A 14,740-nucleotide genomic window follows, 5' to 3' on the forward strand; every position below is an offset into this window, starting at 1 on the left:
CCATTCGCTTTCCCCATCATTATGTAAATATAGAAAGGAGTTAGAACGAAACCTTCTAACTCCTTTACCTATTTACAAACGCATTAAATTCCTGTCTTCACAGACTCATTTCCCTTCTTCAGAAGGGCAGCGCCAGAATTGATAGCCGCCTCAATTACTGCACCCCTCACCGCGGGAACCACTCTTTTATCAAATGGCTGAGGGATAATATATTCAGGAGATAGCTCCCATTCTGGTATAAGGTCTGCTATCCCATACACGGCTGCCAGCTTCATTTCCTCATTAATTGTAGAGGCGCGGCAGTCCAGTGCACCCCGGAAAATACCTGGAAAGGCCAGCACATTATTTACCTGGTTAGGTAAATCAGACCTGCCTGTTCCTATTACCTTCGCTCCTGCAGCTAACGCTTCAGCAGGCATGATCTCAGGAACAGGATTAGCCATGGCAAAAATAATGCTGTCCTCACTCATTACTTCCACCATTTCTTGTGTGAGTGCGCCGGCCACCGATACGCCAATAAACACATCGGCTCCGATAATGGCATCCTCCAAACTGCCCTGCACGCCCTGACTATTGGTCAACTCTGCTAATTCTTCTTTAACCGGTGTCATTCTTTCAGTGCGCCCTTTATAAATAGGACCGATAGAATCGCAGATGATGATATTATTTATTCCAATCGTTCTTAACAGCTTGGTAACAGCCACACCTGCAGAGCCGGCACCGTTAATAACCACCTTGATATTTTCCACCTTTTTATCCACGATCCTCAAGGCATTAATAAGACCCGCAGCAGTCACAATGGCTGTTCCATGCTGGTCATCATGAAAGACAGGGATATTCATTTCTTCTTTCAACCTTTGCTCAATCAAAAAGCAATCAGGTGCAGCAATGTCTTCTAAATTTATACCTCCAAAAGTGGGCTCCAGCATTTTAATTGTCTGGATTAATTTTTCAGGGTCTGATTCATCCAAACAAATTGGAAAAGCATCAAGGCCCGCAAATTCCTTAAATAATGCTGCTTTCCCCTCCATTACTGGCATGGAAGCTCCTGCCCCAATATTTCCTAATCCTAAAACGGCCGAACCATTTGAGACTACACCTACTAGATTACTTTTGCTCGTATAGTCATAAATTTTTTCAGGATCCTCGGCAATTTCTTTACACGGTTCAGCTACTCCAGGGGAGTAGACAAGGCTAAGATCATTTCCATCATTAACAGGCATTTTAACGTTCACATGTAACTTTCCTCTATGTTCTTTGTGCAGAGCTAAAGCTCTCTCCCTAAGATTGCTCATGTCTCTTCCCCTTTCTTATTCATAAGGAAATATTAAAGCCAGCCAAAAGGGCATGAATACTTCTCTTACGTTTTTTAACAATCACCCAGATTATTTCCTTACCTTTCCTGCTGCCCTCCCTATGATTTGAAAAATTATTCTGAATATTTATTTTATTTGTTTTTCTGCTTTTTGTCTATAGTAAATCTAAATTCCTTGTCGTTTTCTCTCCCTTAATGGGAGAAAACCTGCTTTGGTCCTTACATGAAAAGGACCGGTTCTCATATGGGACCGGCCCTTAGAAAGATTCATATTCAGCTTTTATTTGATTACTATTCTAGGCTTTTGCTTCCTGTTCCATTGTATGATCTTTGTCTTTTTTCTTAAAAAACAACTCTCTGTCTTTCCATAAGAAAATGGCAGCTAGTGCGCAAGCAAGGATATCTGCAAGGGGGAAAGCTATCCATACACCGTACACCCCTAAAAATGATGGCAGGATAAGGACCAAAGGAATCAAAAACAATATTTGCCTTGCCATTGATAACACAAGAGCTGGTTTTGCCATGCCCAATGCCTGGTATAATCCGCCGCTTAACACCTGCGCCCCAATCAAAAAGGCTGCAGCAAACATAATTCTTATAGCCTCCACACCGGATTCTATCGTTGCAGGGTCACTTGTAAAGACTCTCATAAATGGGGCAGGTACAGCAATCATTAGAACAAAAATAAAAGTTGATATAACAGTTACAACTTTAAAGCTCAGGAGAATGGTTTCCCTCATTCTCCCGTATTGTTTTGCTCCGTAATTATACCCTACGATAGGCTGCATTCCCTGAAGAATCCCCATCATGGGCATCAACGTAAACATCGCTATTCTTTGAACAATACCAAACACACTGACGTAGAATTCACCGCCATAACGGATTAGCATTGTGTTTATTGCTATCATCATTACGCTTCCTGATGACTGACGGACAAAAGCCGGAAACCCTATAACAGACACTTCCTTGATAATCACCCATTGAGGAAGCAGGTTTTCAATCTTAATCGTTAATGTACTCCGTCCTGTCAGGAAATACCATAGAACGATGACACTAATAATTCCTTGTGACAAAACAGTAGCTATTGCAGCCCCGCCTACACCCATGTTAAATACAAATATAAAAATGGGGCTTAAAATAATATTCAGAATCGAAGGGATGACCATCGTCAACATGGCAAAACGGGAATTCCCTTCTGATCGAATAATGGCATTTGCTGTAAAACCAAAAGCAAAGAAAACGGACCCAATAAGAATCGGAAACAGGTACTCTACTGCATAGGAAAGAACTTCGGGAGTTGCTCCGAACAATTGAGCAAGCGGCTCAATGATCGTGAAAGCTCCTATAAAGGAAACAGCCCCTATCAAAAGAATCATAAACAGGATATTTCCTAATACTTTATCGGCATCATCTTTTTTCTGGGCTCCAAGCCGCCGTGAAATGACCGAAGCACCACCCATTCCAAAAGCCGCTGCTACAGCCATCATAATCATCATAACAGGGAAGGCAATCGTCACTCCTGCTACTGCGTCCAGACCAACCCCATGAGAAATAAAGATTGTATCAACTACGTTATATAAAGCCATGACAAACATCCCTATCATAGCAGGGACGGAGATGTTTCTTAATAGCTTGGGAATCGGTTCAGTTCCAAGCTGGTCACTTTGCTTTTTCATTACTTTAACTCCTTTTCATTCTGGCCGTTTCTTTGCTGCATTCTCAGAGTCATTTTCTTAAGCCAGCTAAGAAGCAATTCCCTTTCTGCCGGCTCAAAGTCCCTCACAAGGTCGGTTTCAACCTCTTCTCTTACTTCTCGCAGTCTTCCTTCTGTTTCTATTCCCTTTTCGGTCAAAGAAATGAGCTTTGTCCTTCGGTCAAGCTGGCTTTCTTTTTTTTCAATAAGGTTTTTCTTAACCATTGATTCTACCAGTCCATTCATAGATGAAGGCTGTATATATAACCGTTTTTGCAGAGAAGATTGACTTTGCTCACCAAACTCATGCAAAAAATAAAGAACTTTAGCTTGCGAAAAACTCAGATCAAAACTCATCAATACCTGGTTGTGGTGATTACGCAACAGGTGAGCCAGCACTCCTATGTTATAGCTCAAATTTTCCTCTAACTTTTTCATAAATAGTTAGCCTCCTAAACAATTAATGAGTATACTCCTTTCTTTTCCTAATGTAAATGAGATAATCATCATAAATATATGGTAATAGAAGCTATTCTTTTTTATTAGGAAGCTAATAAAATTGTCTAAGAAAAAAATGGAAGTAAGAAAATAATATATTCATTTACTAATTTTTGTAATTGCAAATTGACAGGTTCATAGAGATAAACTATAATTAAATTGAAAGCGCTTACATATTAGGGGGTATGGTTTCTATGTCTTTTACTGTTACATCAAACTACATCAATAAAAATGAAATGATTGATATCCTTTTGCACCACAATATTTATAAAATGTCTGATGGCAGACAGCTTTACCAGGCAACAGAGAAAGAGTTAGAGAACGAGCTTTACTTGCTTTTGGGTGAAACGATTTCTGTCTTTTCTGCATAACTCTTATACAAAACTCTATTACTTTTCTTAATAGAGAACTTACATTGGAATTATCCAATTGAGTTCTTTTTGTTTTGTTTTCATAACAAAAACCTCCCTAGCTGGAAATAGTCTTTTCCAACTATAGGAGGTATAAAAGGTTAGGACATTGATTCATCTGCTAGTTTGATCATTTCTTTAAGTTTCTCTATTGGTATTTGGCCCGGTGCTGAACTCTGCTCCCCAACTGCAAAAGTGATTGCTGAACCAAAGACCCATCCTAACATCCTTGTTATGGCTCCATACTTGCCCATTGAAATTGTTACTAACGGGACACTTAACATTTTAGATAATTTATTTGTTGCTTCCAACAACAAAAGAACATCATCCATATTATTTGGCATCACAGCAATTTTAACAATATCAGCCTGTAATAATTCTGCTTCTTTACATTTGGAGATCATTTCTGACAATTCCGGGGTTTCCTCAAAGTTATGGTGGGAAATGAGCAGTTTAACACCATTTTCCTTCGAAAAACGCCTAAGCCTTGCTATACTTTCATGATTATTGGCTAATTCGTAGTCAACAAAAGAAACGTATCCGCTTGCACAAACTTGTGCAAACACTTCCATTTTCTCCTCTTCCCCAATTCTTGCAGGTTGTCCTCCTTCTTTTTCACTTCTAATCGTAAATAAAATGGGTATTTCATTCCCACTCTCTTTGATTTTTTGCAGGGTGGAAATTACTTTTTCAACATTAGATAAGTCCTTAAAGAAGTCTGCCCGCCATTCTATAATGTCTGGTTTATCTTTCACTATCTTTTCAAGCTCTTGCATGATTTCTTGCTCATCCTTACCAATCAAGGGGACACAAATCTCAGGTTTATCTCCTACTGCATTTTTCCCATTTTCTAGCTTACCTTTTATTTCACTCATATAATTTCTCCTTACTAATATATTCTATTACTTTAAATGATCATAGTTTTTTAATCAATGAAGAGTCAGATGCCTCAAAATATACTTCTGGTCACAAAAATTAAAACCCATAAAGTGTGACAGATCTCACACCTTGCTCTCTTCTCTTTTTTTATAATAAGAGTATAGAGAGTTTTAATAAGGAGGCAGTAAACATGAACCAAGAATATAAAACGCTTCTAGCAGCTGTTGATAGTTCAGAAGAATCCTTTCAAGCCCTCAAAAAAGGATTTGAGCTGGCCAAAGAAAACGATGCTAAGTTGATCATTTCCCATGTCGTAGATACAAGAATTACCTCTTCCCTCGAACAATATGATGACGCCGCATTTCTCAGAGCTAAAAAATACGGTGAAGAACTGCTTGAAAATTATAAAGAAAAAGCAATCAATAGTGGAATCAACAACGTGGAAACCGTCCTTGAGTATGGAACACCCAAAGTGAAAATACCAACAGAAATTGCCAGAAAACATGAAGCTGACGTAATCATAGTCGGGGCCACAGGCATTAATGCAGCACAGCGGATCTTTCTTGGCAGCGTTTCGGAAAACATTGCCCGTCGTGCTGATTGCGACGTATTAATTGTTCGTAAGTCTACTGATTAGTTTATACCATTTTTCATAGGAGGAAACAAAGATGACTTTACAATATAAGAATGTTTTAGTAGCTGTTGATGGCTCAGAAGGGGCAAAACATGCTTTCGAAAAGGCGTTAAAGATTAGCAAAAAGTCTAAAGCGCGTCTCATCATCTCCCATGTTGTGGACCTGCGTTCCTTTTCTCGAATCGAGCCGTACAGCCCTAATTTCACTAACTGGATAGAAGATACAGGACAGCAGCTTTTGAATCAATATAAAAAAGAAGCCGTTGAAAGCGGGATCGAGAATGTAGAAACCTCCCTGGATTTTGGTTCCCCTAAAGTCATGCTCGGCAGAGAAATTGCAGACAAATGGCAGGCTGATTTGATTGTTGTCGGCGCAACAGGGCTGGGAGCCGTAGAAAGATTTGTCATCGGCAGTGTTTCTGAACAAGTTGCCAGAAACGCAAAACGTGATGTATTGATCGTAAGACGTTAGGGCAAAAGAAACTTAAAAGTCCCTCATTTAGTAAAATGGGGGGCTATTTTTACAAGGTTTTGTTAATGTCAGGAATTGTATTTATAAATATTTTGATTGTATAGCCCAAAATGTCTTCGGGAATCGAGTGAGCCGAAGAGCCCCCAGGGTACATTTCACAGGTTATGTAAAAAAAACTGTGAGAAGAGCTTCTCACAGCAAAAGGAGTTTGTAGTTTTATCATACTTACGCTCCCTGTATAAGACCGTACCTTCCGTCATGACGTCTATACACGACGTTCGTTTCATTTGTTTCCATATCCTTGTAAACAAAGAATTGATGGTCAAGCATGTTCATTTGAAGAATTGCTTCTTCTTCATCCATAGGCTTTAATGCAAATCTTTTCTTCCGTATAATTTCTTCTGGATCCTCTGTAAGGACAGCTTGTCCTCCTCCATACTCCTCGCTGTTCATTGCTTTTAAGCTGTTGTCATTCCTGAATTTACGGTTAACTTTAGTTTTATACTTTTTCATTTGGCGTTCTAATTTTTCAATAACTGCATCAATCGCAGCGTACATGTCTTTGTTCATCTCTTCAGCTCTAAGGATGATAGGCGCATTTGGAATTGTAACTTCCACTCCCTGCTGATTCCGAGTCACTTTCAACGTTACATGAACAACAGCTTCATTTGCTTGATCAAGGAATCTTTCAATTCTTTGGAGTTTATTTAAAGAATACTCTCTTAAGCTTTCTGTTACTTCCATTCCTTTACCTCTTATGACAAATTCCATTAGAATCTCTCCTTTACCAGTTCACCATTTACAAGCTCCTCTTACATGGAAGCTTATATAAGTACTATATATTTTCCTTTATAAAGATGATGTGAAGTTTATCACACATTTATTTTACCCTTTGTCTAGTAAAGAGGCTCTGTGTTGTTTTTTAACTCATTTGATTGACAAAAGTGCGAGACGCCTGGTACCGCACATGTACCTTTATATGCAAGCGAGCGGCTTTTAACGAAAATCACCAGCAAAATGTAACAAAGCCATTAAAAAATAAATAAAAAGCACCTCTGGGCACCAGAGATACTCTCTACATCAATTCTTTTTACGGTTTTAATACGACTTTTATACACTCTTCTGTTTTTGTATCAAATACTTCATACCCATGTTTTGCTTCTTCTAACGGCAGGACGTGAGTAATAATATCCCCAGGATCGACTGTTCCTTCAGCAATCATATTGTAAAGGGCAGGCATATAATGAATCACTGGAGCCTGGCCGGTTTTTATATTGACGTTGCGCTGAAATATATCGCCAAGAGGAAAAGCATTATAACGCATTCCATATATGCCCGTTAATTGAATAGTACCTGCTTTTCTCACAGCCTGAGCTGCCATAGTAATCGCACTCATGGAACCGCCATGTAATTTCATTCCTGTCGCTAAAAATTCAAGGGGAGTCATCTTACCGTCCATGCCTACACAATCAATTACTACTTCCGCACCGCCATTGGTCATTTCCTTCAAATGTAACCCTATTTCTTTTTGCTGCTCAAAGTTTATGATTTCTACATTATTTGTCCGCTTGGCATGCTGAAGACGATAATCCACGTAATCGACGGCTATGACCCTTTCTGCTCCTTTCAGCCAGGCAAACTTTTGAGCCATAAGGCCGACAGGTCCGCACCCAAGAATAATTACTGTATCTCCCTTTTTCACCCCGGCGTTATCAACACTCCAATAGGCCGTGGGCATGACATCAGAAAGGAGAACCAGCTTTTCATCTTCAATTTCACTATCTTCAGGGATTTTGAAAGGAACGAAATTTCCATAGGGCACTCTCATATATTCAGCTTGTCCGCCCGGATACCCTCCTGCTGTATCTGAGTATCCAAAATAAGCTCCCATGTCCCCATTTTCATTTGAATTATCACACTGGCTTTCTAATTCATGCTGACAAAACCAGCATTCTCCACAGCTGACGTTAAAAGGAATGATGACCCGATCCCCTTTTTTAACTTTGGTTACTTCCGGACCTGTTTCTTCTACAATACCCTGTGGCTCATGGCCAATAATATAATCTTCTGGAAAATTTGGAATCATTCCATGAATAAGGTGAAGATCAGAGCCGCATATAGCAGTTGTGGTTAATTTGACAATAATATCATCTGGTTTTTCGATTTTGGGTGCAGGGACTTCTTTGACTCTTACATCCTTGATCCCTTGATATGTCACTGCTTTCATTCCTCTTCCTCCTACAGGTTAATTATTCATATGGAGTCGCAAACGTTCCTAACCGATCTGTATCATTAGGGAAGAGAGTTAAATTTGCTATCTCCACTGCTGTTTGTGCAGATTTTATGTCTAGTTCAAATTGCTCTTTCACATCAAACGGCCTAAGCCATCCCTTATTCATCATAAGCTGTGATATTTGCCCATGAAGGTTAATCGCGGCTGTCATTTGATTAATTAATGCTGTCCTTAACTCTGGTGTTGCTGTTTCTGTTAAAGCCATAGAATAATATCTTACCCCTGTTTTAGCAGTCAACAGAAAATCTAAGGCTATAGCTGAATCAGCCTGATCAGGCATTCCAACAGCATTAATCGGGTCTAAAAAATCTTCATTCATCCTTTTTTCTCCTTTACTGCATATTTCCTTCCTGATACAAACGCTCCAGTTCCTTTATATCCAGAATTGATTGTTGAACATCCTGTTCCATCAGCGCCCGCAAATCCTGATCAAAGACAATACCCTGCATCATTTTGGCCTTTAACAGACAGACAGTCTTGAAGTTCAGGATTTCATGGGCTTCCATTGCTTCATGATTGGCAAATGAGTTCCTCATCGTTTCACCTCCTGATCAACCCCTTTTATTTTCTCTAATGAAAGAAAGCTTTATTCAGTTCATCACATGCAACAAACCTTCTCCCACTATCCTGATTTTTCTCACCCTACATATTTCCACATTTATGCAGTCATACTAAGAGCATTAAGAGGAGGATGGTACAGTGATCAATAATTTCATGATTATGATCTTGCCCGTCATGGTAATTTTCATTTCTTTAGCTGTTTTTTTCTTTTGGGTAAGCAGATCTAAGGAGCCGTATGCTACAGAGAATACGATGGAGGAGGAGAAAAATGATTGATGATCCGGTAGTGCTAAGCCGATTATTAACGTTTGTGACCCTGGCCTTTCATATTGTGATGGCTACCATTGGCGTAGGCCTGCCCATTTTTATATCCATTGCTGAACTGGTTGGAATCAAAAAAAAAGACCCCCATTACATATTGCTTGCACGCCGGTGGACGAGAGGATACACGATATTAGTAGCCGTTGGCGTCGTGACAGGAACAATCATCGGCTTTCAATTATCATTATTGTGGCCAAGCTTCATGCAAGCCGCAGGTCATGTTATTAGTCTCCCTTTATTTATGGAAACCTTCGCTTTCTTTTTTGAAGCTATTTTCCTGGGGATTTATTTATATACGTGGGAGAGATTCAAAAATCCTATATACCACTGGCTTTTATCCATTCCCATCATTATTGGTTCATCGGCGTCTGCTTTTTTTATTACAAGTGTGAACGCTTTTATGAATACTCCTCAAGGATTTGATCTGGCAGAAGGTACAATTATGAACGTCCAGCCTTTAGTAGCTATGTTTAACCCTGCGATGCCTTCTAAGGTTTCCCATGTACTTACCACCGCGTATTTAACCGGAGCTTTCTTGTTAGCTGCTATCGCAGCTTTTCATATCCTTCGAGGAAAGACACACATCTATTACAAAAAAGCTCTTCACTTAGCCATGATTGGATGTTTCGTATTTTCGATTGCCACTATTATAAATGGAGACATTGGGGGAAAATTTCTCGCAGTTTATCAGCCTGAAAAGCTGGCTGCTGCGGAATGGCATTTTGAAACAGAGGATCGTGCCACCTTATTGTTAGGAGGAATTTTGGACCCTGATGAGCAGGAAGTAAAGTTTGGTATACGTATTCCTTACGCACTAAGTATCTTGGCGTTTAACCGGCCGACAGCTGAAGTTATTGGGTTAAACGACTTTCCTGAAGAACTTTGGCCTCCTCTCTATATCCATTATTTCTTTAACCTAATGATAACAATTGGTATGTTTCTTGCTGCCGTGGCTTTTGCCTATTTAGTTTTTTATTACTTTAATCGGTTTAACTCGTTAAACAAGTGGTTGCTGCGAGCCATTATCATTTGTGCTCCTCTTTCTATTCTTTCTATTGAGTTTGGATGGATTATGACTGAAGCAGGCAGACAGCCATGGATTTTACGGGGGTATCTGACTGTGGCAGAAGCGGCTACTACCTCTGAACACGTTTTTGAAATGCTTCTTCTTTTTTCTTCTTTATATTTAGCCCTGGCTATATTACTGCCTATCATTCTGATCCGCTTGTTTAAAAAGAAGACCGTGGAATCAGAAATCGAAAATCAAAACATTATTTTATAGAAAAAGTAGGTGCTCGGTGTGATAGAAACAATCGGTATTTCAATCTTGTGGGTGTTTTTATATGGATACCTGATTATCGGTTCGATAGATTTTGGAGCTGGGTTTTATTCCTACTATGCCAAGGTGACAAACAAAAAGCATACAATCAGGCAGGTGATTGACCGTTACCTTTCGCCTGTATGGGAAGTCACCAATGTATTCCTTGTATTTTTTATGATTGGCCTGGTCGGTTTTTTTCCGGCTTCAGCCTTTTACTTTGGAACGGCTCTACTTGTTCCAGGCAGCATTGCTTTAGTGCTTCTTGCTATCCGAGGGTCATTTTATGCGTTTGCGAACTATGGTGCCAGAGAAAGCAACGTATATTTATTTTTGTACGGTATTACAGGGCTTTTGATCCCAGCAGCTTTATCAACTGTCTTAACCATTTCAGAAGGTGGATTCATCACTGTGGACGATTCAAATGTCCAGCTGCTTCTAGGTGAACTGTTTGTAAGTCCGTATTCATGGATTGTCGTTATGCTTGCGATTGTTAGTGTCCTTTTTATCAGTGCCTCATTTTTAACCTATTACGCCAACGTAGCGAAAGATAAGGATGCCTTTGAACTCATGAGGAAATTTTCTTTAATTTGGGGAGGACCTACCATTTTTTTGAGCTTTTTAGTGTTTTTAACCTTAAGCACCCATAATCCTGAGCATTTTCAGGCTATGGTGGAGGAAGGTTGGTTGTTTGTATTATCTTTGCTGGCATTTTTAGCAGCGATCCTCTGTATATATAAAAGAAAATTTATGGGGATTGCTTTTCTCTTAGTTTGTTTCCAATATGGATTTGCATTTTTTGGTTATGGATACACTCATCTTCCCTACATTCTCTACCCGCATATTACCATTTATGAAAATGTCACCAGTCCGGAAATGGGTATCTCCCTTATTCTTGCTTTCCTTGCAGGTCTTCTTCTTCTCGTCCCTTCTCTGTTTCTCTTAATGAGATTGTTTATCTTTAATGCTGAATACGCACGGGGAAGATAACGGCAATGTTTTCACTCGCTTATGGCAGGAGGTTATTATATGAATGAAAATACAGAACAGGGAAAGAAAACGACAGATCAAGAAAAAGTCCTGGTCATTGTCTGCTTTGTAATTGCCGGGATCATGCTATTATCATTTATCAGTCGTTTCTTTCATTAACCTTACACGCTGGGCATAAAAAAAGAACGAGGCTTGTCACCTCGTTCTCTTTTTTAGTCTATTTTTATTGTCCATCCGTAAGGATCTTCAAGCTTGCCCGTTTGAATACTTGTTAACGTATCATATAAGGATCTGGATAATTCGCCTGTCTGTCTGTGGTTGATCACCATCGCTTTGTCTTCCCAATGAAGCTCACCGATTGGCGAGATGACAGCTGCCGTCCCAGTACCAAACGCTTCCTCCAGGGTTCCTTCCTCATAAGCCTGATGGATTTCTTCCATGGTGATCTTTCTTTCACTTACAGGTATTTTCCAATCTTTCAGCATCTCAATGATAGAAGTTCTGGTAATCCCTTCCAAAATACTGCCGCTGAGCTCGGGAGTAATAACTTCACCCTTGATTTTAAAGAAAACGTTCATGCTGCCTACTTCTTCAATATATTTCTTTTCAACGCCATCAAGCCAAAGAACTTGAGCGTGCCCCTTTTCTGTTGCCCTTTCCTGAGCTTTGTAGGCAGCTGAATAATTCCCGGCTGTTTTCGCCGTTCCTGTTCCGCCTCTCACTGCTCTTGTGTATTCAGATTCTACGTTAATGCTGACTGGATGTATCCCTTCCGGGTAGTAGGAACCTACCGGGGATAAAATAATCATTAACGTGTATGAATAGGATGGCGCGACCGCTAAGTTTGGTTCAGTTGCAATAATGAAAGGGCGAATGTATAAGGATGTACCTTCCGCTGCCGGTACCCAGTCTTTTTCAAGGCTGATCAGCTGCTTTAAGTATTCCAGCATCAGTTCTTCATTGACAGGAGGAATACTCATCCTGTCACTGGAACGGTTTAAGCGTTCAAAGTTCTTTTTCGGGCGGAACAGCAGGATTTGATTATCAGCCCCCCGATAAGCTTTAAGGCCTTCAAACACGGTTTGTCCGTAATGAAGGATCATCGCTGCCGGGTCAAGAGACACAGGTTCATAAGGGACGATTTGCGGACTATGCCACCCTTTATCTCTGGAAAATTCCATGGTAAGCATATGGTCGGTAAAAACTTTTCCGAAGCTCAAATGTTCAGGATCCGGCTTTGCTTTCTTATGTGGGCTTTGGGTAATATCTAAAATCGGTTCGGACATGACTTCCACTCCTCGGTATTATGTTGTCAATGAGTAACAGTATATCAAAGCAAGCAGGAAGTGCCCTGCTGGTTAATTGAAATCATCTTCCTTTTGTATCCACTTTGTACTTTCATGGTAAGGTCTTCTTTTCCCTTCAGGGTTCTTTTTTTGAGGATATCCGATGTAAAGAAAACCCAGGATATCGCCATTTTCAGAAAGACCAAAAAGCTTTTTCATTTTTGAATGGTAGCATGGTTTTCCTGTCCTCCAGAATCCTCCCAGCCCTAAAGCATGGGCAGCTAGAAGCATATTTTGAGTGGCAGCAAATACAGCACCGTACTCTTCCACTTGAATCGCTTTAGGATTATCGCTAGGTTCAACAGCAACTGCTATCACTACAGGGGCTCTGAAGGGCTTTTCTTTTGTTTTCTCAAGCTTTTTTATATTTTCCTCTGAAGAAGGTTCGTCCATTCCCTCTTTTGCAATGTCTGCCAGCACTTCTCCTAAAGGTTTTCTCCCCTCCCCTGTCATGACAAAGAACTTCCACGGCTCGGTCTGGTGATGACTTGGGGCCCAGGTTCCTGCTTCAAGTATTTGTTCAATGAGGCTCTCAGGTACAGGCTCCTGTGAAACCAGGCCTGTGCTTCTTCTTGTTTTAATTGCTTCAAGTACATCCATTACGTTTCCCTCCCATATAAAGTTAAATTAAATTTAACCCGTTCTTCTTCTCTGCCAAAACCTTGCTTAAAAGAATGGACAAGCCAGCACATTATACCTATTCTTAGTATGTAAGGAGCTGAGAATTATGCGCGTACATAAAGGGTGGCTGATCCTGTTTCTAATCGTACTCAGTGTGTTTGCCTGCTTAGGATTTGGGCGTTTTTCATTTGGAGCCATTCTTCCATTTATGAGAGAAGGCCTTCACTTTGATTACCGTGAAACCGGGCTCATTGCCTCATCCATCTTCCTAGGATACTTACTTTCAGTTACTAGTGTCGGTTATTTTGTCATTCGGTTTCAAGCCAAACGAGTCATTATATTTTCCTTACTTCTTATTGGTTTAGCAATGATTGTTACTGCAAATGCTTCATCCTTTGTTCATGCTTACATCGGCTGCTTTTTCATTGGGGTAGGAAGCGGTGGAGCATATGTCCCGTCCCTTGGGTTAATCGGCCAATGGTTTTCCCCTAAAATGCGTGGAATGGTAATGGGGATTGTCATGGCCGGAGCAGGCTTTGGCATTGTATTCAGCGGTATTGTGGTTCCAGTTATCGTTGAAATTGCCGACGGTACAGGATGGCGGCTCAGCTGGTATATCTTATCCATCACAGTAATTATAATCGCCGTTTTGCATGTTCTTTTTCTACGAAATACTCCGTCTGATATCAACCTGAGCCCCATAGCTTCCAGTAAAGAAAAGAAGAACCCGGCCGCTCGTGAGGAAGCGGAGGAAGTATTAAAAACAGATACTGTGTATCGCAATAAGACCTTATGGTTTATTGGTATTCTCTATTTCTTGTGGGGAATTGCCTACTTAATTTTTTCTACCTTCCTCGTTGATTACCTCATTGTCGACAGAGGGTTTAACAGCAGCCAGGCTGGACTGTTTTTTGCTGCTGCCGGAGCAGCCAGTATAGTCAGCGGCTTTATTTGGGGCTCCGTCTCTGACAAAATTGGGAGAATGCCGGCTCTTGCTTTCGTTTATTTTATCCAGTTTTTTATGCTGGTGTTTTTGAGCATTTCCACCCACACCGGGCTTATTTTGGTACAGGTTCTTTTATACGGAATAACGCTTTGGGGCGTGCCAACAATAATGAACGCAAGCGCGGGAGATTACGTCAGAGTGAAATTTGTGCCGGTAGCTATGGGATTTATTACTTTGCTATTCAGCATAGGGCAGCTTATTTCTCCAATTATTACAGGCTTTCTTATTGACTATACTCAGTCCTACTTAAGTGCTTTCCTGCTCTCAGCAGTTCTTACATTCATAGCCGGTGCCGGGGCTGTCTATCTCCAGGCTTCACAAAGAAAACAGTGGAAAGAAACAGCTCCTCACATCTGAATGTACTCGCTTTTCTACAAACAACC

At 40.4% G+C, this 14,740-nt stretch carries 17 protein-coding genes; 7 read left to right on the forward strand and 10 right to left on the reverse strand.

The window, feature by feature from the left end:
* Nucleotides 1-83: 83 nt before the first annotated feature.
* The 3 genes from ACFPU1_RS08825 to ACFPU1_RS08835 all read right to left on the reverse strand — a co-directional run bounded on the left by ACFPU1_RS08825 (nt 84) and on the right by ACFPU1_RS08835 (nt 3,446).
* Complete coding sequence (locus ACFPU1_RS08825) at nt 84-1,295, reverse strand: NAD(P)-dependent malic enzyme (protein WP_385940221.1); 1,212 nt, start codon at nt 1,293-1,295, stop codon at nt 84-86.
* 316 nt (nt 1,296-1,611) lie between these two features.
* On the reverse strand, nt 1,612-2,991 hold the full coding sequence (locus ACFPU1_RS08830; RefSeq protein ID WP_385940223.1) for an MATE family efflux transporter: 1,380 nt from the start codon (nt 2,989-2,991) through the stop codon (nt 1,612-1,614).
* On the reverse strand, nt 2,991-3,446 hold the full coding sequence (locus ACFPU1_RS08835) for a MarR family winged helix-turn-helix transcriptional regulator (RefSeq protein ID WP_385940225.1): 456 nt from the start codon (nt 3,444-3,446) through the stop codon (nt 2,991-2,993). Before ACFPU1_RS08835 ends, ACFPU1_RS08830 begins: the two co-directional genes overlap by 1 nt.
* A 254-nt stretch (nt 3,447-3,700) precedes the next feature.
* Here ACFPU1_RS08835 and fbpA point away from each other — a divergent pair, with 254 nt between their 5' ends.
* Complete coding sequence (gene fbpA, locus ACFPU1_RS08840; RefSeq protein WP_232725509.1) at nt 3,701-3,877, forward strand: Fur-regulated basic protein FbpA; 177 nt, start codon at nt 3,701-3,703, stop codon at nt 3,875-3,877.
* Nucleotides 3,878-4,017: 140 nt separating this feature from the next.
* Here the strand turns inward: fbpA and aroD are convergent, their stop codons facing one another.
* Nucleotides 4,018-4,791 carry a type I 3-dehydroquinate dehydratase gene (gene aroD, locus ACFPU1_RS08845; protein WP_385940228.1) on the reverse strand — a complete coding sequence of 258 codons (774 nt, stop codon included), beginning with the start codon at nt 4,789-4,791 and terminating at the stop codon, nt 4,018-4,020.
* A 194-nt stretch (nt 4,792-4,985) separates the two neighbouring features.
* On the opposite strand from aroD, the gene ACFPU1_RS08850 reads away from it, so the two are divergent.
* Together ACFPU1_RS08850 and ACFPU1_RS08855 are read left to right on the forward strand one after the other, a co-directional pair.
* Nucleotides 4,986-5,432 (forward strand): universal stress protein, encoded by a 447-nt coding sequence (locus ACFPU1_RS08850; protein WP_385940230.1) that lies wholly within the window; start codon nt 4,986-4,988, stop codon nt 5,430-5,432.
* A gap of 31 nt (nt 5,433-5,463) precedes the next feature.
* Complete coding sequence (locus tag ACFPU1_RS08855; protein WP_385940232.1) at nt 5,464-5,901, forward strand: universal stress protein; 438 nt, start codon at nt 5,464-5,466, stop codon at nt 5,899-5,901.
* 225 nt (nt 5,902-6,126) lie between these two features.
* Here the strand turns inward: ACFPU1_RS08855 and hpf are convergent, their stop codons facing one another.
* From hpf to ACFPU1_RS08875, 4 genes are all read right to left on the reverse strand, one after another.
* The gene (hpf, locus tag ACFPU1_RS08860; protein WP_054636347.1) at nt 6,127-6,672 is read right to left on the reverse strand and encodes a ribosome hibernation-promoting factor, HPF/YfiA family; all 546 of its coding nucleotides are present in this window, start codon (nt 6,670-6,672) and stop codon (nt 6,127-6,129) included.
* Nucleotides 6,673-6,991: 319 nt separating this feature from the next.
* Nucleotides 6,992-8,128: a zinc-dependent alcohol dehydrogenase gene (locus ACFPU1_RS08865; protein ID WP_385940234.1), complete on the reverse strand. Its 1,137-nt coding sequence runs from the start codon at nt 8,126-8,128 to the stop codon at nt 6,992-6,994.
* 22 nt (nt 8,129-8,150) lie between these two features.
* A complete protein-coding gene (locus ACFPU1_RS08870; RefSeq protein WP_100399986.1) occupies nt 8,151-8,513 on the reverse strand; it encodes a spore coat protein in 363 nt (120 codons plus the stop codon).
* Between the two features lie 13 nt (nt 8,514-8,526).
* Nucleotides 8,527-8,730: a spore coat protein gene (locus ACFPU1_RS08875; RefSeq protein WP_385940236.1), complete on the reverse strand. Its 204-nt coding sequence runs from the start codon at nt 8,728-8,730 to the stop codon at nt 8,527-8,529.
* A gap of 163 nt (nt 8,731-8,893) precedes the next feature.
* Here ACFPU1_RS08875 and cydS point away from each other — a divergent pair, with 163 nt between their 5' ends.
* The 3 genes from cydS to ACFPU1_RS08890 are packed head-to-tail and all read left to right on the forward strand — an operon-like array spanning nt 8,894 to nt 11,384.
* Nucleotides 8,894-9,031 carry a cytochrome bd oxidase small subunit CydS family protein gene (gene cydS, locus ACFPU1_RS08880; protein WP_385940238.1) on the forward strand — a complete coding sequence of 46 codons (138 nt, stop codon included), beginning with the start codon at nt 8,894-8,896 and terminating at the stop codon, nt 9,029-9,031.
* Nucleotides 9,024-10,358: a cytochrome ubiquinol oxidase subunit I gene (locus ACFPU1_RS08885; RefSeq protein WP_385940240.1), complete on the forward strand. Its 1,335-nt coding sequence runs from the start codon at nt 9,024-9,026 to the stop codon at nt 10,356-10,358. Before cydS ends, ACFPU1_RS08885 begins: the two co-directional genes overlap by 8 nt.
* Before the next feature lie 18 nt (nt 10,359-10,376).
* Nucleotides 10,377-11,384: a cytochrome d ubiquinol oxidase subunit II gene (locus ACFPU1_RS08890; protein ID WP_385940242.1), complete on the forward strand. Its 1,008-nt coding sequence runs from the start codon at nt 10,377-10,379 to the stop codon at nt 11,382-11,384.
* Between the two features lie 212 nt (nt 11,385-11,596).
* Here the strand turns inward: ACFPU1_RS08890 and ACFPU1_RS08895 are convergent, their stop codons facing one another.
* Nucleotides 11,597-12,670: a branched-chain amino acid aminotransferase gene (locus tag ACFPU1_RS08895; protein ID WP_385940244.1), complete on the reverse strand. Its 1,074-nt coding sequence runs from the start codon at nt 12,668-12,670 to the stop codon at nt 11,597-11,599.
* A 72-nt stretch (nt 12,671-12,742) separates the two neighbouring features.
* Nucleotides 12,743-13,330, reverse strand: coding sequence for a nitroreductase family protein (locus tag ACFPU1_RS08900; protein WP_385940246.1), 588 nt, complete (start codon nt 13,328-13,330; stop codon nt 12,743-12,745).
* Between the two features lie 127 nt (nt 13,331-13,457).
* Here ACFPU1_RS08900 and ACFPU1_RS08905 point away from each other — a divergent pair, with 127 nt between their 5' ends.
* Entirely contained in the window at nt 13,458-14,714 is a 1,257-nt protein-coding gene (locus ACFPU1_RS08905; protein WP_385940248.1) for an MFS transporter, read from the forward strand.
* The last annotated feature ends 26 nt before the right edge of the window (nt 14,715-14,740 follow it).

It is taken from the genome of Thalassorhabdus alkalitolerans, assembly GCF_042656525.1.
GTDB classification, from domain to species: Bacteria; Bacillota; Bacilli; order Bacillales; family Marinococcaceae; genus Thalassorhabdus; species Thalassorhabdus alkalitolerans.